The sequence below is a fragment of the Furfurilactobacillus milii genome, from assembly GCF_009863985.1.
In the GTDB taxonomy this organism is placed as follows: Bacteria; Bacillota; Bacilli; order Lactobacillales; family Lactobacillaceae; genus Furfurilactobacillus; species Furfurilactobacillus milii_A.
The window spans coordinates 19,855-41,043 of record NZ_WEZT01000001.1; the positions used below are offsets into that span (position 1 = coordinate 19,855).

20 protein-coding genes, 1 pseudogene and 1 riboswitch are annotated in these 21,189 nt (G+C 44.4%); of the genes and pseudogenes, 5 read left to right on the top strand and 16 right to left on the bottom strand.

Features of this window, described 5'->3' with window-relative positions:
• Positions 1 to 10: 10 nt before the first annotated feature.
• Positions 11 to 784: a glucose 1-dehydrogenase gene (locus GB992_RS00100; RefSeq protein ID WP_161000691.1), complete on the bottom strand. Its 774-nt coding sequence runs from the start codon at positions 782 to 784 to the stop codon at positions 11 to 13.
• A 497-nt stretch (positions 785 to 1,281) separates the two neighbouring features.
• Entirely contained in the window at positions 1,282 to 2,232 is a 951-nt protein-coding gene (locus GB992_RS00105; protein WP_161000692.1) for a quinone oxidoreductase family protein, read from the bottom strand.
• A 112-nt stretch (positions 2,233 to 2,344) separates the two neighbouring features.
• Between GB992_RS00105 and GB992_RS00110 the strand changes: the two genes are divergently transcribed.
• Positions 2,345 to 2,842, top strand: a complete 498-nt coding sequence (locus tag GB992_RS00110) for a MarR family winged helix-turn-helix transcriptional regulator (RefSeq protein WP_161000693.1) — start codon at positions 2,345 to 2,347, stop codon at positions 2,840 to 2,842.
• Here the strand turns inward: GB992_RS00110 and GB992_RS00115 are convergent.
• The 3 genes from GB992_RS00115 to GB992_RS00125 all read right to left on the bottom strand — a co-directional run bounded on the left by GB992_RS00115 (position 2,839) and on the right by GB992_RS00125 (position 6,007).
• A complete protein-coding gene (locus GB992_RS00115; protein ID WP_178941783.1) occupies positions 2,839 to 3,198 on the bottom strand; it encodes a DUF6176 family protein in 360 nt (119 codons plus the stop codon). The genes GB992_RS00110 and GB992_RS00115 overlap by 4 nt on opposite strands.
• A gap of 410 nt (positions 3,199 to 3,608) precedes the next feature.
• Entirely contained in the window at positions 3,609 to 5,735 is a 2,127-nt protein-coding gene (locus tag GB992_RS00120; RefSeq protein ID WP_161000694.1) for an ATP-dependent Clp protease ATP-binding subunit, read from the bottom strand.
• A gap of 50 nt (positions 5,736 to 5,785) precedes the next feature.
• Entirely contained in the window at positions 5,786 to 6,007 is a 222-nt protein-coding gene (locus GB992_RS00125) for a helix-turn-helix domain-containing protein (protein WP_017261307.1), read from the bottom strand.
• A 194-nt stretch (positions 6,008 to 6,201) separates the two neighbouring features.
• On the opposite strand from GB992_RS00125, the gene GB992_RS00130 reads away from it, so the two are divergent.
• Positions 6,202 to 6,459 carry a GlsB/YeaQ/YmgE family stress response membrane protein gene (locus GB992_RS00130; protein WP_161000695.1) on the top strand — a complete coding sequence of 86 codons (258 nt, stop codon included), beginning with the start codon at positions 6,202 to 6,204 and terminating at the stop codon, positions 6,457 to 6,459.
• A gap of 256 nt (positions 6,460 to 6,715) precedes the next feature.
• Entirely contained in the window at positions 6,716 to 7,192 is a 477-nt protein-coding gene (locus GB992_RS00135) for a glutathione peroxidase (protein ID WP_161000696.1), read from the top strand.
• A 68-nt stretch (positions 7,193 to 7,260) separates the two neighbouring features.
• On the opposite strand, the gene ribH is transcribed toward GB992_RS00135, so the two are convergent.
• The 6 genes from ribH to spxB form a co-directional block, all read right to left on the bottom strand.
• Positions 7,261 to 7,731, bottom strand: coding sequence for a 6,7-dimethyl-8-ribityllumazine synthase (ribH, locus tag GB992_RS00140; protein ID WP_161000697.1), 471 nt, complete (start codon positions 7,729 to 7,731; stop codon positions 7,261 to 7,263).
• 45 nt (positions 7,732 to 7,776) lie between these two features.
• On the bottom strand, positions 7,777 to 8,985 hold the full coding sequence (gene ribA, locus GB992_RS00145) for a GTP cyclohydrolase II (RefSeq protein WP_161000698.1): 1,209 nt from the start codon (positions 8,983 to 8,985) through the stop codon (positions 7,777 to 7,779).
• Positions 8,969 to 9,580, bottom strand: coding sequence for a riboflavin synthase (locus tag GB992_RS00150; RefSeq protein ID WP_161000699.1), 612 nt, complete (start codon positions 9,578 to 9,580; stop codon positions 8,969 to 8,971). Before GB992_RS00150 ends, ribA begins: the two co-directional genes overlap by 17 nt.
• Positions 9,580 to 10,680 carry a bifunctional diaminohydroxyphosphoribosylaminopyrimidine deaminase/5-amino-6-(5-phosphoribosylamino)uracil reductase RibD gene (ribD, locus tag GB992_RS00155; protein ID WP_161000700.1) on the bottom strand — a complete coding sequence of 367 codons (1,101 nt, stop codon included), beginning with the start codon at positions 10,678 to 10,680 and terminating at the stop codon, positions 9,580 to 9,582. Before ribD ends, GB992_RS00150 begins: the two co-directional genes overlap by 1 nt.
• A 278-nt stretch (positions 10,681 to 10,958) precedes the next feature.
• Positions 10,959 to 11,105, bottom strand: a riboswitch (FMN riboswitch).
• Positions 11,106 to 11,169: 64 nt separating this feature from the next.
• Entirely contained in the window at positions 11,170 to 11,811 is a 642-nt protein-coding gene (locus GB992_RS00160) for a hypothetical protein (RefSeq protein ID WP_161000701.1), read from the bottom strand.
• Positions 11,812 to 11,922: 111 nt separating this feature from the next.
• A complete protein-coding gene (spxB, locus tag GB992_RS00165; protein WP_161000702.1) occupies positions 11,923 to 13,788 on the bottom strand; it encodes a pyruvate oxidase in 1,866 nt (621 codons plus the stop codon).
• 437 nt (positions 13,789 to 14,225) lie between these two features.
• Here spxB and GB992_RS00170 point away from each other — a divergent pair, with 437 nt between their 5' ends.
• Positions 14,226 to 14,999: an ABC transporter ATP-binding protein gene (locus tag GB992_RS00170; protein WP_161000703.1), complete on the top strand. Its 774-nt coding sequence runs from the start codon at positions 14,226 to 14,228 to the stop codon at positions 14,997 to 14,999.
• Entirely contained in the window at positions 15,000 to 16,697 is a 1,698-nt protein-coding gene (locus GB992_RS00175; protein WP_161000704.1) for a hypothetical protein, read from the top strand. It abuts the gene before it with no gap.
• Between the two features lie 151 nt (positions 16,698 to 16,848).
• Here the strand turns inward: GB992_RS00175 and GB992_RS00180 are convergent, their stop codons facing one another.
• The 5 genes and pseudogenes from GB992_RS00180 to GB992_RS00200 form a co-directional block, all read right to left on the bottom strand.
• On the bottom strand, positions 16,849 to 17,313 hold the full coding sequence (locus GB992_RS00180; protein ID WP_161000705.1) for a MarR family winged helix-turn-helix transcriptional regulator: 465 nt from the start codon (positions 17,311 to 17,313) through the stop codon (positions 16,849 to 16,851).
• A gap of 124 nt (positions 17,314 to 17,437) precedes the next feature.
• Entirely contained in the window at positions 17,438 to 19,093 is a 1,656-nt protein-coding gene (locus GB992_RS00185; protein ID WP_161000706.1) for a peptide ABC transporter substrate-binding protein, read from the bottom strand.
• 415 nt (positions 19,094 to 19,508) lie between these two features.
• Entirely contained in the window at positions 19,509 to 20,105 is a 597-nt protein-coding gene (locus tag GB992_RS00190) for a helix-turn-helix transcriptional regulator (RefSeq protein ID WP_161000707.1), read from the bottom strand.
• A 242-nt stretch (positions 20,106 to 20,347) separates the two neighbouring features.
• A complete protein-coding gene (locus tag GB992_RS00195; RefSeq protein WP_431188822.1) occupies positions 20,348 to 21,055 on the bottom strand; it encodes a PTS transporter subunit EIIC in 708 nt (235 codons plus the stop codon).
• Positions 21,056 to 21,154, bottom strand: a pseudogene (locus tag GB992_RS00200) (IS30 family transposase); the annotation flags it as partial.
• Positions 21,155 to 21,189: the final 35 nt, after the last annotated feature.

The following is a 21,189-nucleotide window of genomic DNA, read 5'->3' on the forward strand; positions in this document are numbered from 1 at the left end:
GTCTTCCTTTCTATCGTAAGAGGTACCCACCATCGACTGGAATCGTCGCACCAGTAATGTAGTTAGACGCTTCACTGGCCAGAAATACGATGGTGCCCATCAGCTCCCGCGGATCCGCCCAGTGACCAGCCGGAATATGCGCTAAGATTTCTGCATTCCGTTCTAGATCATTCTGCAACGCCTTCGTCATTGGTGTGTCAATGTAGCCAGGCGCAATGGCATTAACCTGAATGTTGTCGGGCGCGAGCGCATCGGCATATGCCTTGGTCAAACCAACAACACCATGCTTGCTAGCGGTATATGGAAAAATAAACTTACCTGCTCTATATGATTGCATCGACGCGACGTTAATAATCTTACCGTGATGTTGCGGTGCCATTTGTTTAGCTGCCGCGTGTGATAAGTAATAGAGCGCGTTTAAGTTCACATCGATCACGGCACGCCAGTCTTCGTCCGTAAATTTGTCCCAGGTAGCACGTCGCTGTAGACCAGCATTATTAATCAAAATATCGAGTTGTCCAAACGTTGATTGAACAGCGTCCATGATTCGTTGCGGCGCATCAGTCTCCGTAATATCGTACTGAATAAACGCAACGTCCGCCTGATTGTCGGTGGCAAATGTTTTAAGTTCTGACCAACCCTTCTGTGAACGGCTGACAACCAGTACTTTGGCACCAGACTTGAGTAACGCCTGTGTGTAAAACGCACCAAGTCCAGAAGCGCCGCCAGTCACGATTGCCACCTTATCATCGAGTCGAAACCAACTACTATCAAAAGTTTTCATGAGAAAATCTCCTTTTTAGGTAAACGTTTAACCTAGCTTTACAAAGGTCAATATAGCTGTTTACCTTCAGTGTGTCAATTGGGGGTGATGACCACTTTGCACGATAAAAAATGCCACACCAATGTTGATGTGACACTCTCCTCATTTATTCTTCAGATATGTGTTTTGCAAACGAATTAAACTGTCGTTTCGTCAGGCTGAAACGCCGTTCCATGGGACCGGTCTCAGCCCGAAGTACACGGTCTTCGCCCTCGACTTGAAGCCGCAAAACCATCGTCTTCAAGCTCGTCCTGTAATACTAAATGGTCAAGACCATACCATTAAGTATTACCTTCACGGAACTCTGTTTCTGCCTGACTACACTACTTTCGCTAGAAACCAATTTTACTCGTTAGCCTTCTTTATCCTTGTCCACAAAAAAATTCAACTGATATAACAAGTTTGCTGAATCAAGTGAATATCAAAAAGAAGTGCTGTTCTGCAGTCATTCAAAATAACTAGTCCATCATATAAACAACACGTTTCGTGACATCATTCCAGTTGGCTTCACTTAAATCTGTTAATGGCATCGTTGTCGAGGCAATCTTGAATTGGCCAGCGCTGATTAACTGCGCCAATTCGGGCAGTTCGGCTAAATATTGTCTGGCATTAATACTGCCTTGACCGCTTCCAACTAAATTTAAGTTTACAGATCTCAAGGCTGCGCTTGGGAGTACCATATCGGCGCCGCTCATACTGCCAATTTCAATCCATAGCAATTGCTGACTGTGGTTATGACGTGCAGGCAACATCACCTTCATCGCCGTGGACGCCACAGTGCCCCATAAGTAATCCAACACAACATCCACATCGGCAGCTGCTGTAAACGCTGCTCTTAATGATTCCTGATCATCTCGAGGAGAAATCGTCTGTGTTGCGCCTAGTTCAGATAATGCTGCGAGCTTTGTTTGATCACGGCCGACACCAATAACTTCGCTTGCGCCGAGATAACGACTAATTTGAACGGCCATCTGGCCAGCTGCTCCGGTTGCGCCTAAAATCATGACTTTCTTGCCCGTCAAATCTCCCACGCGAACCTTAATTGACATCCAGGCGGACATTGCTGGATTCATCCCTGCTGCAACTCTTGCTGCATCAATATCATTACCTAAGGGAATAAAACGGTGGTGATCGATCACCGTTTGCTCGGCCAGCGCGCCATATTTGGCGTTTGACGTGATAAAGTATCCCGTCTGGCCTGTTTCCGTTTGCCCAACACCATATAGTCCTGGCACAAACGGTAATTCGCCGGTACTTGTGTAGTGTGTGCCATTTGCTTGTGAGCGTACACGGGGATACACTGCGGCGGCAAGTACATGGATCGTCTGTTCGCTTGTGGCCGGCTTCGGCGTCTCGATTACGCTAACTTTTGGTGCCTCTTTAAAATCATTTACAACTGCTGCTTTCATATTATTGCCAACTTTCTTTTTGATTATTAATTACCAGTAATTTATAATTGAGTATAACCATTTGATATTAAAATACAATAGATTACCGGTAATTTATTTTAGGAGACATCGCATGACTAACTCGCAAATGCAGCAAATATACCAATCTATCCATGATTTAAATGATGTTCATGAAGACTTTAAAAAAGCCTTCTGGCAAACATCCATTGACCATTTTCAAGATCAACTGACTGATCAAGTTGCCGCTAAACTTCGTAAAATGCAGATGACACACTCGGAAATGCAAATCCTCAGTTTTGTGACAGAAGCACCTGAACGAACACTGGCTTATCAGGATTTAGTCGGCAAAGTTCCCTTCTCACAAGGAATGCTTTCACGCTACGTTAAAAAGCTGGCATCAGCAGAACTATTGACGCGCTTTCACCAGGCGGATAATAAAAAGGCCGTTTACGTTTCCGTAACCGACCTTGGTCAACTGATTGCTAAACTGCACGCCGACATGCACCAAACGGAGCGTGACCTTTACGCTAAAGTGCTGGCACCCTTCGATGACACGCAAATGCAAAACGCCGTAGACATCATGCACGCACTAGCAACAATCAAGCTTTAATTCTCATACAGTCGTGACATTTTCTGCGTCAACTCATCCGGAACATAGTTCACTACATGATCAAATTTTAGCGACGGCACACTTTCATCAATACAGTCCTCCCAGTATGCGACATGCCGTTTGTCCAGCTCGCTCTCTGAATCCTCAACCGGCCTTGGATTATCGCCCTGAATAGAATACCAGCACAGATACAGGTCACTGCCAATCATTGTCGAAAAGACTGATTCTACTAACATCTTTTCTGCGGGTAACGTCGTCAAGAATGCTCGCTGATTATCTGCCAGAAACTTTAACCATTCCTGAGCTTCTGCGTGCTTATCTGACTTGACCCTGAAACCTTCCAGTTCTGTCCTCATTGTTATTTGTTTCTCCTTTGTCCTGTGTATCAATTTTACTAGCAATCTAATTTCGTATACTCATCCCTCAAAAAATAGTTGTGAAGAAACTCTGAACTATTGTAAATACCTTGGACGAGTTACTCCTATATCCATAAGCATGTGGTAGTGAAGGCAACCAGAGACATAGTTCCGTGTCGACACTACTTAATGGCACGCTTTTGGCCATTTAGTAGTGTGGGACGACTTTTGAGACGGAACTTCGGCTCAAAATCGAGGACGAAAACCGCGATCTTAGCGGGTTGAGTCCGGCCCTCATGGAACGGCGTCTCTGGTTGCCGCAACGGCAGACGACTCACTGTAAAAAACTTAACATATGTACTAAAGACCCAGTGTCAGCATGTGGCACTGGGTCTTTATGCGGTCAAACACTATTCGGTAACGCTGTCTTTGTCCAAATCCTTGATCTTGATTTCACCGTCAACCAAGTCCGCTTCCAGATGTTTGGCATCCAAGTGATCCAAGTAGAAGTCAGTGACGCGGTCACGAATTTGTTGTTCGATAACCCGACGTAATGGACGTGCGCCCATCGCTTCATCGTAACCCTGATCGATCAACCAAGCTTTGGCGTCATCCGTTACCTTCAAGGTAATTTGTTTCTTAGCCAATGTCGCATTAACGTCATCGATCATCAAATCCACAATTTGACCTAAGTCATCTTTAGTTAAATGACTGAATTCAACGATTCCGTTGAACCGGTTCAAAAATTCTGGACGGAAGTATGGTGCCAACTTGTCCATCAAGCTCTTGTTCTGATTCTCATCGGTACTCAAGCTTTCGTTACCAAAGCCGGCGTTAGACGTCGCAATGATAATCGTGTTCTTGAAGTCGACCACATTCCCTTGACCATCCGTCAAACGCCCATCATCCATGACTTGAAGTAATAAAGTCAACACTTGTGGGTTGGCCTTTTCAATTTCATCAAGTAACACGATGGAGTATGGGTTACGACGAACCTTTTCCGTCAACGTGTTGGCGTTGTCTTCGTAGCCAACATACCCGGCAGTCGTCCCAATTAGTTTGGAAACAGCGGTCGTATCCGTATATTCACTCATGTCCAAACGGATAATCGCATTCTTGTTGCCAAACATATCGAAGGCGAGTTGTTTAGCCAATTCCGTCTTCCCGACACCGGTTGGACCGACAAACAGGAAGCTACCAATTGGTCGGTTCCCTTCATCAAAACCGGCACGGTTACGACGGATTGCCCGAGCAACCATGTCAACTGCTTCATCCTGACCAATAACCTTACCCTTAAGGCGTTTGTTAATGGTCTTCAACCGTTCAATATCACTGGCGCCCATTTGTGAAACTGGAATCCCAGTCAACCGTTCAACAGCAGCGGCGACATCATTGACAGTTGCAACTGGGCGTTCTTCGTGACCGCCGTCTTTCAACTGTTTGGTTAACGCATCAACTTTGGCTTTCGCTTTACCAGCGGCTTCAAAATCTTCCTTATCAGCGGCAGCCTGTTTGTCTTGTTCAGCCTGCTTCAACTGTGCTTCCAAACTAACTTTGTCAGTAACTGGATGTTGTGCAGCCAAGTGTGCGGCTGTCATGTCCAGCAAGTCAATCGCCTTGTCAGGCAATGAGCGTTGTGGAATGTACTGAACCGCGTAATCAACAGCGGCCTTCAAAACATCATCCGGCAAGTCAACGTTATGGTGATCCTGATACAACTTGCGAATTCCTTTCAGAATCGCCACGGTATCTTCAGCGCTAGGTGCATTAACCGTAACATCGTTGAAACGGCGAGCAAGTGCTGCGTTCTTCATGATGGTATTTCTGTATTCGTCCTGCGTTGTTGCACCAATGACTGTTAATTCGCCACGGCTCAGTGCTGGCTTGATGATGTCGGCCATACCTTTGCCACCATCTTCGCCACCAGTTGAGCCAGTGCCTAAAATCTGGTGAATTTCGTCGAAGAATAAGATGACATTGCCAGTTTTTTTAACCTCTTTGATCAGATTTTGAATATTTTCTTCGAAGCTACCACGATATTGTGTACCCGCCTCTAATGAAGACAAATCAATTGACCAAATCTGCTTGTCCTTGATGGCTGCTGGCACATCGCCATTCACAATGGCTTGTGCCAGTCCTTCAACAACAGCCGTTTTACCAACCCCAGCATCTCCGACAAGAATTGGATTGTTCTTAGTACGACGGCTTAAAATTTCGGCCGTTTCCTGAATTTCCTTATTCCGTCCGATGACTGGATCTAGCTTGCCATCGCGAGCTTCCTGAGTTAAATTACGACCCAGTTTTTCCAGAATACCTTGCTTCTTTCCGTTTTGAACCGCCTGTTTGCCACGCCCTTGTTCAGACGCTGCTAAATGACCATTCTTTCGGTATTCCGCAAATTCTTCTGGTGTCATCTCGCGACCATTGACTAGATAACGTGATTCTGAGTTAATGCCGTTCATGTTACCCATTAATTGATTAAAAATATCGTCCATGTTGTTGCCAAATGGATCGTTAGAAAAGTTTTGTTGTGCCATATTTAATTTCCTCCTCTGTACCAATGTTTCAGTTCAAAGCTCTTTAAAGGCTAGTTCATATAATGCGACTCCAGATCCCTTAGGATTTCCCACATTTGAACGTGCTGTGCACGCGCTAATGCGTCAAGATCTCTTATGTTCAGCGGGGTCGCATCAGTTTGCCGTTTATTAAACGACTTGTGTAAGGTGGTATACCCATAGCCACTGCGCTTAGCCACCTCATAGATGGTCAAGTCATGCTCGACCAAATACGTCTTCACATCAATTTTCATGACATTCTCGGTAACCTCCCTTCGATAAATACTATATCACATCTGTGAATGTAGCACAAGTGTAAATGTACCACAAGTGTAAATGTACCACAAATGTGAATTATTTTAAGCATAAAAATTGAGCTATTCATCATTTCTTGATACCTTTAAATCAACGCAAAACCTTATTGTTTTCATAAGAAAGGAGCATGCTTATGTTTGGATGGTTATGGTCACTTATTGTTGGTGGATTAATCGGTGTTGTTGCTGGGATGATCACAAATCGTGACTTGCCAGCGGGCATCATCGGTAACATTATTGCCGGTCTGGTCGGAGCGTGGCTGGGTCAAATGATCTTCGGTCACTGGGGACCAATGCTTGCCGGCATGGCAGTCTTCCCGTCCATTATTGGAGCGGTAATTCTGGTATTGATTGTTTCAGCAATCTTCGGCATGCGCAAACGTAAAGAATGATGTTTCATAGAAAAAGCCATCCTCTTTTGGGATGGCTTTTTCTATGAGTTGCCTTTCGGGAAATGAAAGTATATTTCCGTATTTGACTAATTCTTGATTTTGGAAGGATACTTCCATCTTCTCCGTTTCACGTGAAACGTTCATCATGTTCCTCGAAACTGCAAAATCCCGATTCTCGCATTATTTATGAAATTGACGCACAATAACCACAAGTAATGATGTAACACTATCAAGCAATTAGAAAGGAGCGCATTTAATGGCATCAATCTATGATTTTTCGGAAACTGAAATGAGCGGACAAACCATCCCATTAGACAACTATCGCGGTAAAGTTCTCTTGATTGTAAACACCGCTAGCAAATGCGGTTTTGCACCACAACTTGAAGGATTGGAAAACCTGTACAAAAAGTATCATGACCAGGGCTTCGATGTTCTTGGCCTACCATCAAATCAATTCCACCAGGAGCTATCGACAGATGAAGAGACGGATGACTTCTGCCAAGTTCACTACGGTGTAACCTTTCCGATGACAAAACGTGTTGCTGTGAATGGTGACGATGAAGATCCGTTATTCACCTACTTAAAGGATGCTGCTGGTCATGGTCGAATAAAATGGAACTTTACCAAATTTTTAGTAGGTCGTGACGGCCAGGTTATCAAACGCTATGCACCACAGACAAAACCTGAGAAGTTTGAAGCGGACATTGTGGACGCATTGAGCCAAGCTGAATAATTATCTATGTAAATCACGAGTCCCGTTGGCTCGTGATTTTTTGTATTCGCATGTGAACAACACGTTACCTACGCATTAGCTAATTGTTGGTGCAAATCGATCAGTTCAAGAATGTCCGCTGCCACGTCACTCCCTTTGTTACCAGCCTTACCACCAGCACGTTGTTGCGCCTGTTCTAAGGTATCCGTTGTTAATACACCAAATACAACTGGCGCATCACTGTTCAAAGCCAATTGACCAACGCCCTTGGCCACTTCATTACAAACATAATCATAATGGCTAGTTTCGCCACGAATCACCGCACCAAGTGTAACTACCCCTGCGTAGCGATTTGTTGCTAGTAATTGCCTGACCATCCCTGAAATTTCAAACGCACCTGGTACCCAGACAACATCAATGTCATCGTCGTTTACCTCGTGCCGATGTAGCATATCTTGTGCGCCACCCAGCAGCTTTCCTGTTACCGCCTCGTTAAAACGGCTTACGACAATCGCAATTTTACCCGGATGTGCTAAGTACTCCCCTGCAAAAACTGTCATTTTCTTATCCTCCATTATTAATCGTTTTTTGAATTTACATATCGTTTAATCAACGTGTAGGGCATGATGAAATTTAAACTGCTTTGTTCTTAAATAATCATGATCCTCGACGTACACAGGCACCTCAAGTGGCACACGTTCAACCACTTCGATGCCATATTTTTGTAGACCAGCAATTTTATCCGGATTATTGGTCATCAAACGAATTCTGTCGACACCCTGATCATGTAACATTGCTGCAGCAATCCCATAGTCGCGCTCATCCGGTTCAAAACCGAGATGTTCGTTTGCCTCCACGGTATCGAGCCCCTGTTCTTGTAACTGATAGGCACGCAGTTTGTTTTTCAGTCCAATTCCGCGACCTTCTTGGCGTAAATACAACAAGTAACCACCTTCTGCACCGATTTTTGTCATCGCTGTAGTAAGTTGTTGGCCGCAGTCACAACGTTTGGACCCCAACACATCCCCTGTAAAACACTCCGAGTGCAAACGTACTAACGGAATATCAGTCGCACTTGCCGTCGTTGAATGAAGGAGCAATTGCAGCCGTTGATCCGTTGCACTTTCATAATCGGTTAACGTAAACTCGCCATACTGTGTGGGTAGCTTAACTCGTACGTCACCCGTGACTGCGCCGTCGTTAATCAAGTAACGATATCGGGCTAAGTCATCGATTGTGATCAACGGAATTCCTAACTCTTTCGCTAACTGTTTTAGTTCTGGCAAACGTCGCATGTGACCATCAGTGGTTAATGTTTCACAAATATACGCGGTCGCTGGCTCCTCGCCTGCTAGACGGGCTAAGTCAACTGCTGCCTCTGTATGTCCACGCCGGACAAGCACACCACCGTCACGGGCAATCAACGGGAAAATGTGTCCTGGTCGTTCAAAGTCAGCTTCAGTCGCGTCAGCCTGACCCAAACGGCGGATTGTCGTTGCGCGTTCATATGCTGAAATACCCGTGCTCGTGTGACGTTCATCCACGCTAACTGTGAACGCAGTATGAAAATGTTCTGTGTTTGCCGTTGTCATCAAAGACAGGTTTAACTGCGCTGCTTTTGCAGCTGTCATAGGCACGCAAATCAAACCGCGACCATCCTTCGTCATTGTGTTAACTGAATCCGGCGTTGCTAATGAGGCCAGTCCAATCAAGTCCCCTTCGGCTTCTCGGTTGGTATCATCGGCCACTAGAATCAGTTTGCCATGCTTCAAAGCTGTTAAAGCTGTTGTTATTTTTTCAGTAAGTGTTGCCATGTGTTTTATCTCCCTTCATGTTCTGTAAGTAGCGATAAATGACGTCGATTTCTATGTTCACTTCAGCGCCCGCTCTTTTAGTCGCAAGGGTAGTCGCAGACTGTGTTTGTGGGATAAGACTGACAGTGAACCAGTTAGTCCTCGCCTGAACGACCGTCAGACTGGTGCCATCAACGGCAATTGCCCCTTTGGTCACCACTTGATTGGTTAACGCTTGTGGCAATCGAATCTGAACAAACCGTGCGTTTTCATCCTGCCATTCTCGAATAATGCGGCCGACGCCATCCACGTGTCCCTGCACGATATGACCGTCAAACCGACCTTCTGCAGAAAGCGCTCGCTCAAGATTGACAGTCTGACCAATATTCATCGAGGACAGCGTCGTTCGTTTGAATGTTTCTGGCATTACATCAAGGGTTACGTTTGAGTTACTCACCGATGTCGCCGTCAGACAAACGCCGTTTACTGACAAACTGTCGCCTGGCTGTAAACCCGTTCTAATATTCGACGGTATCGTGATTTCTAGCATTAAGGTATGGCCCTGACGATGAATTTGTGCGACCTCGCCAAGACCACCAATAATTCCAGTAAACATCAGTCCAGCCCCCAATCTGCCGCCAGTGATGGCCGGATGAATGTCATTTTAGTGGCATTCCCGCACTTTTCTATCGTCACTGGGGTAAATCTCGTTCGCATTGAATTTGCACTACTGGTGAAAGATGCCAGTGATTGGCCACCGAAAATCTCTGGAACCTGATAAATAATAAGCTGATCGACCAATCCAGCACGAAGAAAAGCATCTTGAATATGAGTGCCACCTTCAACTAGCACGGATTGAATCCCTTTATCCGATAACGTTTGAATAACCTTGCCAATCGACCACTCTGGCGCTATAAAAGTTCGCCGTGTATCTTTGCCTTCAATGTCGTCTTCAATACCTTTTGTCGACTCTTTCCCTGTCACAAAGTGCCATAGGGGCGTCTTATTCTTTTGCCACAAACGTGATTCATGAGATACCCGATTTCTGCGATCCAAAAGGACGCGAACAGGCGGGTAGGCTACTTTTTCTTTGACCAGCAAACGTGGATCATCATCGATTGCCGTTTGACTGCCGATCAAAATTGCCTGCTGGCTCGCACGTAAGTGATCGACGTCAGCATTGGCTACCGTGTCGGTCAAATACGTCCGTTTGCCATCGTTCAATGACAATTTGCCATCCAAACTTTGAGCAACTTTGACGGTCACCAATGGTCGCTGATGCTCATAGTAAAAGTTGTAGGCACGATTCAATTGCCGAGCTGCCACTTCCATCAAGCCAATGTGAACTTGCACACCGTGATCACGCAAATAAGCAATGCCTTTACCGCCAACTAAGGGATTCGGATCTTGTTGCGCAACAAAGACTTCCTTAACGCCCCACTTCACCAATTGCTGTGCGCATGGCGGCGTTTTGCCATAATGACTGCACGGTTCCAAAGTGACATACATCGTTGAACCAATCACATCTTCGGGGTGTGTTACATGTTGATACGCGTCAACTTCAGCATGAGCATGACCAAAGCCAACGTGATGTCCCACGGCCAGTACCCGATCGTTGTTCACAATCACGGCACCCACCAGTGGGTTGCGATACGTTAAACCAGTGCCCAAGCGTGCTGCAGCAATCGCTTGAGCCATATAGTCCGACTGCATCATCCAACCCCCCCGTTTCTAAATGTGTTGAAAATTACTCGGTTCTTCCCGAGCTTCGGCATCACTCTACCTAAACGTGCACCTGTCGCCCAGGGCTTCGGCATCACTCTACAAAAAAACGCCCCGCGAATATAAAAATTCACGGGGCGGTAAATTTGCCTAGGTAAACAAACCCTGATGAAAGTAATTTCATCAACTTTTGTAACGATGATCATTTTGAGACTGCGCCAATTAAAAAAGCGTACTGCCTACTTAACCGGTCGGCCGCAAATGATCATCGCCAATTTCTTCTCCCATCCAGACTGTACTGTCGGTTGCAGATTCACACTGCATCAACCGCTTGCGCGGGTCACGGACTTCAACAAGCTGTCAAACAACACCTTGTTGTCACCGTCGGTCGGGAATTTCACCCTGCCCCGAAGAAATGATTTATTCAACTGGCATAAAGATATTAGTTTTCAAATTGTTTGTCAATGTGAAAATTATCCCAAGTCAATTTGTGATGATCGGGAAATTGCGCGCCGCTACTGGATCAGCAACACTAATTTGTTGGCGCAAAATAATTTGCCATTGGGATTGTGGCAACGTCGACACATCGTTCAAATACAGCTCTCGGTGCCAATCATCGCCATGTTCAATAACAAACGGGCTATTGCCGATAAACATTTGTAATCTTTCGACTAATTCCGGTGTGGCTAGACCAGTTTGGCTCACCTGAGCTTCCAGGCCTTCTTTAAATCGCTCATAGGTTACATCACCAACGACGGGAATTTTGCCACGTAGTTGATCAATTGCCGCTGTAACAGCTTCGTTTGGCATAAAGTTAGGTTGTTTCATTCTCATCTGAAAACGTTCGTGAGGTGCGTGCAAATCACCATACCAGTTAACCATCAGTGGGTAATGAATGAAATTGCGAAATGATGCAATCGTGATATCATGTTTCGGCGCCTCGGACAAGAACTCGCCTAAAGCAATCATGCTGGTCGCATCACGACGAAATTCGACGCTATCTTCATCCCCATTGCCATCGATACGCAGATAATTTCGTTCACCCAAATCAACAATACTGCCATCGGTCGTTGTCATTGCGTATTCGTCTGGCTCTACTTCTGCCCAATTAAACAAAAATGCCATGTCTATCATCCCCACTTTTTGTGGCGACTTTAGCACATGGCATTTTGTATTCGCTGACATTCAATCTCATATTTATCGGTTAGCGAACAAACTCAATGATTAAATTGACAACTAATCTTCCTCAGAAGCCCCAGTTGAAGCATCAATATCGCCTGACTGCGTGTCAGCTTCAGCAGGTGTTTCCTCCTCCGTGTCTTCCGAAGCACCTGTCGATGCATCGGCTTCATCATCACTACTACCGGAGGCTTGCTTCAAAAAGTAGCTAAAGGTCTTCAGTGCCTGAGCTTGATACTTTTCAACAAAGGCATCCACTTTGTCCTTAGGCTGGAAGCTCGGATCAAGGAACATGTGTTGCGTCGTCAATGGCATCTCGTGAGTAAACTTCACGTCGATGACAACTGGCGCACTCGCCTGCTTTGCGGCAGCCATGGCTTGTTTGAAGTCATCCAGTGTCTTAACAGTATAAGCTTCGGCACCCATTCCGCGGGCAATAGCGGCCCAATCCGTTGCTGGCAGATCAACACCGGAGAGTGGTTGATTACTGTCATCTTTTTGTTCAGCTTCGATAAAGCCCAGCGTTTCATTGCTGAAGACGATGTTCACAATATTCAGGTGATACTTAACCTGAGTCAGAATTTCCTCCATCAGCATGGCAAACGCACCGTCACCGCTCAGACTGTATACATCGCGGTGTGGGTAATTGACTTTTGCGGCAATCGCAGCTGGCAAACCATAACCCATGGTTGCGTATTGACCGGAAGTCGTCCATTTTTGATCACCATGAATATCAACTAACCGTTCAAAATTAATGTTGACGTTACCAACATCAACGGCAAAGACAGCTTTATCACTAGCCGTCTGGTTCAGCACGTTAAAGACTGGTTCTGGACGAAGCGGTACTTCTTCGTCATCTTTGAAACTGTCTTGCCAAGCGCGCCAATTTTCTTTATCAGCTAACGCAGCCTTGTAAAAAGCACTTGGTTCCTGCTGTTCACCTTTAGCTGCGATGGCGGCCAATGCTTTCTTAGCGTCAGCGAGAACTGGCACATCGATATGATGACGTTTGCCAAGCTTTTCCGAGTCTACATCAATCTGAATAACCTTCGCCTTTGGAGTAAACAGCATCGAACTAAACGGTGAATCATTACCGACCCAAACAATTAAGTCAGTAGAAAAACCGAGGTCGGCACCAGGTTTAGGTGCAACCCGACCTGTTGAGCCCATGTAGGCTGGATACGTTTCATCCAAAACACCTTTACCCAAAACAGATGAAACCAATGGCATCTTAAACTTTTCGGAAACGGCCTTTAATTCATCAGCGGCACCAAACGCACCTTTACCGAAGTAAATCATGGGCGCCTTAGCCTGTTCAATCAATTTAACGGCTTCATCGATTTTTTGCGGGTCTGGCTCTGGATATAGTGGCGCAACGTGATTAACTGCGTTTGATTCATACGTATCATCAATCATGGCCCAGCCAAAGTCTTTAGGAATCGTCAACACAGCAACGCCGTGATACTTATAAGCGTGCCGAATCCCCTCGTCGACCAGCTGTGGCAAACCTTCAGCGTTCATTGCGGTTTTATTCCAAACAGCAACATCGTTGAAGGCAGGTTCCTCATCCATGGCCTGGAAGAAATCCCGGTTCATGTTACTTGAAGGCACCTGGGCCACAATGGCCAGCAGCGGTGCGTGGTCATGACGAGCATCATATAAGCCATTCATTAAGTGGATGGCACCGGGGCCTGCTGATCCAAAACAAACCCCAATCTTACCAGTTAACTTTGATTCCGCTGAGGCAGCTAATGCGCCAGCCTCTTCGTGACGAACCTGAATGAACTTCAATTTATTACTCTGGTTATATAGAGCGTTCATTGTTGAATCAAACGAACCACCAGGGTAACCAAAAATATGATCCACGCCCCACGCTTCAATTACCTTCAATACTGCATCTGAACCACTAATCTTATTGGCCATATCTGGTCTTTTTTCATAAATCATGACAGTTTTTTAATTACTGCTTATCAAAGTTTCAACACAAATTTCCAATATCGAAACTTTGTGAAAAATGAAATCGCTTTCGATGATTAATGTAGGAGTATCTTTTTCATCTGTCAAGCTGTGAAAACATGAACAATGCGTGCATTGAATCTGTTGTCATATTAATATTTACATGACTTTTCATAAAAATCAGTAACTAATGACGAGAACGCATCTTTTTATTTGTGAGAGTAATCCGTTTATCGCGTTTTCACAAATTTTAGCAATTTGTTACACGTGAAACAGAATGAGCGAACTGTCAAATCTTCAATTCATATTTTTTAGATAGCAGTTTTAGCCAGTTCTCTTTTTGCCATTTAAAATCTGTCTTACGGTAAAATAAGAGAAAAGTTATTTTATAGGAGGCGTTTAAAATGGCAGATGTTTTATCGTTGAACCATGTGGCTAAACATTTTGAAAATCATCAGGTGCTAAGAGACGTGACGTTTGCAATTCCAGCTGGTCAAATTGTCGGCTATATCGGTCAAAATGGTGCTGGTAAGAGTACCACTTTAAAAATCATTCTTGGCCTAGAGGAACCTAGTGACGGCGAAATAACTATCTTGGGCCAGTCGCTGCACGATCAACGTGATGCACTTATGCAGCGAATCGGTTATGTACCCGAGAATGCTGATATTTTCGAAGCGCTCACCGCCAACGAATACCTTAGTTTTATTGGGCAACTCTATGGATTAACGGAGGCAGATGCTCGCTACAAAGGGCAACAGTTGCTCACCATTTTAGACAATGGGGACAGCTTCAATAAACCCATCAGCAGTTTTTCGAAAGGCATGCGGCAGAGCGTATTGATTATCGCGAGTCTGCTACACAATCCCGATTTACTGTTTTGGGATGAACCATTGAATGGACTCGACGCCAATACCGTCCTAATTATTGAAGAGGTCTTGGGCAAACTTCGGGATCAAGGCAAAACCATCTTTTACTCGTCTCATATTTTAGATGTCGTTCAGGCCGTTAGTGACCAAATTTTATTACTTCATGATGGCCAGGTAGCGGCCCACGGAACGTTTGCTGACCTATCTAATAGCGCTGACACTACCCTCCAGCAGTTGTTCAACGACATGACCGGTTTCAAAGAACATGGTGAAAAGGCCCAAGCCTTCATTGACGTATTGGGGGTGTCCTAAATGCTCTATAAAAAAAGTAAAACCAACAAAGAAAGTGGGCTACTTGTTTTTTTGGATCGCTTTCAATCACTATTTGCCAAACACAACGTCAATTACAGGCAACTACGACTCATTTTGACATATAAGCTATTACTCGACACTCGTGACACTTCATTTTTCACTGTCTTTATGCAGATGAAAACAGACAACACTAAGAAAGATGACGAGATTCCCACCGCGCGTGGACTTTTACGATCACTGTGGTATTACGGTATCTATGGCGTAATTTTTGGACTATTGCTATTATTCGGAACTTCATTTTCGACCATGTGCTACTTTTTTCTCGCCTATTTCATGATATTATTCACCACTATTTTATCGAGTTTTTCGTCCGTATTACTTGATCCGCGAGATCGACAGATTATTGGCGTTCGTGGCGTTAACAATCAAACGTTGAATGCAGCGCGTTTGATTCACATCAGCTACTATGTTGGTACTATTGCTTTTCTACTCGTTGGTCCAGCGTTTCTGATATTGATTTGGCGAGCATCCCCAGTATTTGCCATCTTGTTTTTAATCGATGTCGTTTTATTCACAATCTTCACATCGTTTGTTGCCTTATTGCTATACTTTGTCATTCTTCATACGTTTAATGGCGACAAGCTACGCAATATGATTAACGTCTTTCAAATTGCTTTTATGATTTTAATCTATGCGGCTGCCCAGTTGCCAAACTTGCTGGATAATCTCAATGTCAGTTTTACGATTTCACCAATATGGCACTGGTGGAGCGTCATCGCTTTTCCATTTTGGTTTGCCGCCCCATTAGCTGCGTGGCAAAGCGCATGGACGCCAAGTCTAATCATCTTCACCGGCTTTGCTATCCTGGGATTAATCTTAAGTGTCGTCTACTACCTTCACATCAGTAGTCAATTTGAAGTTATGTTAGAAAAATTGGGCGTTCATTCGGATAAAACGCCACGTATTGGCGTTTGGCAACGGCTAATGGCCTTGCCATACCGTCACAACCTTCGCAAACGTGAGTATTTCAACCTGGCCTGGCGGCTCAACCAAACAGAACGAGACTATCATCTGCGGGTATATCCTGTTTTAGGGCTCACCGTGGTCATCGTATTCGTTTTTCTTGTCGAATTCGGTATCGACGGCGGTCATTGGGAAGCACTTTTGCAGAATCGTTGGCTAACGCTGACTGTTTACGCAATGTCTTTTAGTATTCCACAACTGATCATTAATCTTCGATACAGTAGTACCCCCGAAGCTGTGAAAGTTTTTAAAGTAATTCCTGAGTTTCATGCACAGGTCTTTCGTCAAACAACTATTTGGATGGTTGTTGCTAGATTATTAATCCCACAAGCGCTGTTGCTTGCGGTGTTATTAACCCCATTACTTGGTTGGCAAGCCTTAATCACGGATATTAATGCAACGCTTTATTCGCTATTAATTTCTCAAATTATTGCTGGGCAAAGCATGAAATTGCCGTTTGCTGCTGTATATACAGCCAGTCAATCCAGTAGTCTTGGCCTAGCCAACTCGTTTATAACCGTGTTAGTCCTCATCCCCGGTGTTGGTCTTAATGCAGTCGCTTTAATTCCAAAATTTGGTTGGGGCAACTTCTTAATTACTGTGGCGTGGCTAATTATTTTGGGAATCACATTACACCGATCAAATAAGGCCGTTGCCATCAGTCCTCAAGGGTAGTCAAAATACAAAAAGTTGAAAAGTAGCAGTCTGAAACAGCTTCGCCTATCGCTCGATTCCACAAAAAACGCTGCGCAAGCAAATGAGCCATTAGTGACCCATTTTCTTACACAGCGTTTTTGTATAACTTATTTCTGACTGTCGGCAACAACTACTTGGCGGACAAATCTTCGCCTTCGACAGCTTTTAACCGATCTGACAAATCGAACATTGCTGAACGTGAGTTTACGTAAGTATCGTCATCGTAATTCAGCAAATCCTGACAGTCAGTTACATGTTGGTAAATTTCATCGCGTTTGGACTTCGCCTTAGCCGTCAATTTAACGACAACCTGACGTTCGTCAACCTTTGACCGTGTCCGTTTGACCCAACCATTGGCTTCCAAACGACGTAATAGCGGCGTTAAAGTACCGCTGTCCAAGCTGACACGTTCACCAATTTCATTGACCGTTAACTTGTCCTGTTCCCATAACACGCATAGGGCAATGTATTGTGGGAATGTTAGTCCGTAAGGCTTCAGTGTTTCAATATAAAAATGATTAAATAATTTATTCGCGTTATAAACGGCGACACAAAGCTGGTCGTCGATCAAACGTGGTTTAACGTCTGCTGCCATGGTGATTCCTCCATTTACAATGCCACTTAAAGATCCTTTTTAATATCAACAAGACTATCACACAGGACCCTTAAAAATCCAGTTACATAATTGAGAATCATTCATGACATTTGCCAGACTTTTGTTACTTGATACTAGTGTACTTGTAGTTCCACTGAGTACCAGCCGTGTTATGAATGATTCCCTGAACGTTGTTTTGTTGCAAATAAGCATAGTTTGCCTGATACAGTGGTGTGAAACTTTGTACCTGATTTAAATATTGACTGGCCTGAATCAGATCTTGCCACCGCTTCTCAGAATCGTTAGCATCTATATTTTGGGCGCGATCAATCAAATCATCGTACTTTGTGTCTGACCACTTACCGTAATTATACGCCGTATTTGTCTGAGGAATTTGTAAAAAGGTAATTGGATCGTTAAAATCACCGCCCCAACCTGAAAGCATGATATCGAAATCGCCCTTTTGACCTTGCTGGTTAGCAGCTTTAGAAGGAATTGAGCGAATGTTCAATGTCAGTCCGGGCAAGTTTTTCTCAAGCTGGCTCTTAAGGAATTGTGCCACCATCGGACTCGTGCCATCGTCATCCGTTGACAGCAGGGTAAGTGTGATTTTTTTCTGATCAATTTCTTTCAAACCTGTGGCAAACTTCTTCTTGGCTAATGCCGGTTCATAAGCGACTGTATGGGCAACTTTCTGCTCACTAGCAAAGTCCTTTTTGTTCTTGGCATCAGTGGCTAATCCACCTGGAACAAACCCAGTTGGCACGCGTGAACCATCACCCAAAACCTTTTCAGTCAACTGAGCTCGGTTAACAGACAGCGCGATCGCTTGACGAATGTTTAAATTATTTGTTGCCTTGTTATTTGTGGCATCAGAATCATGAAAATTCCATTTCAAATACGTCATGTAAGAATATGGATACTGACGGAATCGCGGGTCATCTTTGTAGTTTTTAACCTGCTGGTTAGACAATAACGTCAAACTTAATTTCTTTTGATCAAAAATTTCTACACCAGTCGTGTTGTTGCCAATAACTTGGTACGTAATTTTGTGCAACTTAACGACTTTTTTATCCCAGTACTGATTGTTCTTGACGAATTGCCAATGGTTACCGGTACCGTTCCAACCCGTCATCTTAAACGGACCACTGTATACCATATGCTTTGAAGAGGTGGCATACTTCTTACCATATTTATCAACGATTCGTTGGTTCTGCGGCGCAAATAGCGGATACGCCATCAACAGTTTAAAATACGCAATTGGCCGCTCTAACTGCACAACAACCGTGTTTTTATTCGGTGCACTAATCCCCAACGATTTGACGGACGCTTGACCAGCATTTACACGGTTTGCGTTCTTAATGCCGTCAAACAGGTATGCGTATTGCGACTTAGTTGATGGTGTTAGTGTGCGCCGCCATGAATAAACAAAGTCCTTTGCCGTCAGCGCATCGCCGTTGCTCCACTTTAAGTTTGGTCGCAAATGGAAAGTGTAAGTTTTCCCATCCTGACTAACCTCAGCGGACTTTGCCAAACCGGGCGTAAGACTACCCTTCTTACCTAACCGATAAAAGCTCTCGAATACGTTACCGGTTTGACCATAACCAGTGGCTTTAGACAAATCAATTGTATCTAGCGGTGCTTGGGCCGACAGTTTAAGAGTCTGCCGATCACTGCTAGTGTTTTTCTTGCCACATGCCGTTAGTACCAATGCCATAAGTGCCAGTAATACCGTCATTAACGTGAGAACTCGTCCACGTCGCTTTAAATGTAATTTCATGCTTGTCATACCCCTCAAATTTATTAATTGATGTGGATAAGATTTGCATCAGTGAAACATGAACGACAATATTTTTAAATCGTCCAGCATGCACAAAAAACGCATCTTATCCACGAATGGACAAAATGCGTTGTCACATGATTCTTTTTTACGTTGACCGCCAAACTTCAAACTAGCGTGCCATCGTCATTAAAGAAATCCCGTTGTGTCAACAGACATTGTTCACCATGGTCATCGACTTGGTTGATAAACAGTTTTGACAACAACAGAATTGTTTTAACGACATGTTTGGCACTCCTTTTGCTTAAAATTTATTAGCCCATGACTAACTGAAAGTAAGCATAACCATTTCAGTTCAGCACGTCAACGATTTTTTTATGAGACTTCGAAATTTGAAAAGTTAAACACTCAGTAATCAACTTAGCTGAACGATAAAACGATAAATAAAATATGGAACCATAGCAACTAACGCTAAAATTGCACAACTCAGCGTGAAGGCCAGGACAATTTTTGTTTTGTCCCATCCATCACGCCGCCGATTACGTTGCTGGCGTAACTGATCAACATTTTCGCCATTCATATAAGCGATAATTTCTTTATATGTGTGCACATCAGCTTTGCGATTTAGATAATCTATATGGCAACTGACCAGGAAAGCCGCAACGAAGAAAAATCCGGGAGCTAGAAGCACCCATCCTCCTCTTGGTAAGAACATCGATGGCACTATCGCAATAAACCCAGCAGCCGTCAATCCAAACATCCATTTCACATCACGATCTGTTTTGTCGGTATACACTTTATGTTGCATCACCGCCACATCTCCTTTCACTAATTCATCTAGAGAGGTGTCAAACAGATTGCTAAGCAATAGCAGATTTTCAATGTCTGGGTAATGTCGCCCATTTTCCCAGTTGGAAATCGTTTGTCGCGACACATATAGTCGCTCGGCAAGCTCATCTTGGGTTAATCTTAGTTGCTGACGATGAGACTGAATCTGCTTACCAATATGCATGTTGGCACCTCTCATTTTGAATTGTCTCAGGATACTCAAATTTTACCATCTAAGATGTTTATCAGTCACTCTAAATCGTTTTTACACTGCCATTTGTTGGTGGTTGTTGCTCAGCTTTCCACGCTTTTAGGGTATTCCACTGTGGCGCTGCAAACATGAAAAAAGCGCCAGCATTCAACCGGCACTTCTATTTATTTCCCAGGAAATGTACCAACCCAACACAGCATATTTCGCACTATTAGCTATTTGTTAACGCCTAATTTCGTCTCATCGAAGCCAAAGATTACCGTCAATAAGGTGCTGACGACAAAGGCCACTGAAATGCCAACAATGTACCAAATGAAAGTTGGTGTGGCGAAACCGGGGAGCGTAGTCAAAGCACCGAAAACTGCGGCGACGCCATCAACGTGGAAAAATCCGATAACGGCACCCCCGGAAGCTCCACCTAAGCAGGCGGCGATAAATGGACGGCGCATTGGAATGGCAAATCCCCAAATAGTTGGCTCGCCAATTCCGGCTACTAGCAGTGAGATCAAACCTGAACTGGCTAGGGAACGTGTTTTAGCCATCCGTGCTCGAATCAGCACACCCATTGCGGCACCGGCAATACCAAAGTTAGAGGTGGCCGCCATCGGAATGATGAAGTCGTGCCCTGCACTAGCTAAGTTGCCCCAGATAATCGGAATGATTGACCAATGTAGACCAAAGATAACGAAGACCGGCCACAATCCACCGATCACTGCTCCAGTAATCGTGGAGTTTGCCTTTACCAGCCAAGCCATAATTGCAGCTAATCCTTGTCCTAGATATATGCCGATTGGGCCCACAACGATCAAGACTAAAGGCACAACGACAACTAGTGCTAGCAGCGGCACAAAGATAACTTGTAAGGTAGGCGTAATAATACGTTTGAGACCTTTTTCAGCATAGCTATATGGTAGATTGCAAATTTAATCCGAATTTTTGGACAAATTTGTCAGCATAACCTGATACGGTGTTTGCCAGTCGAGTATTTTAAGCGGTCGCTGGTCAGCTCCTAAAAGATGGGTTTGTGGTAAACACCATTTTAAAGGAAGCTGATCTT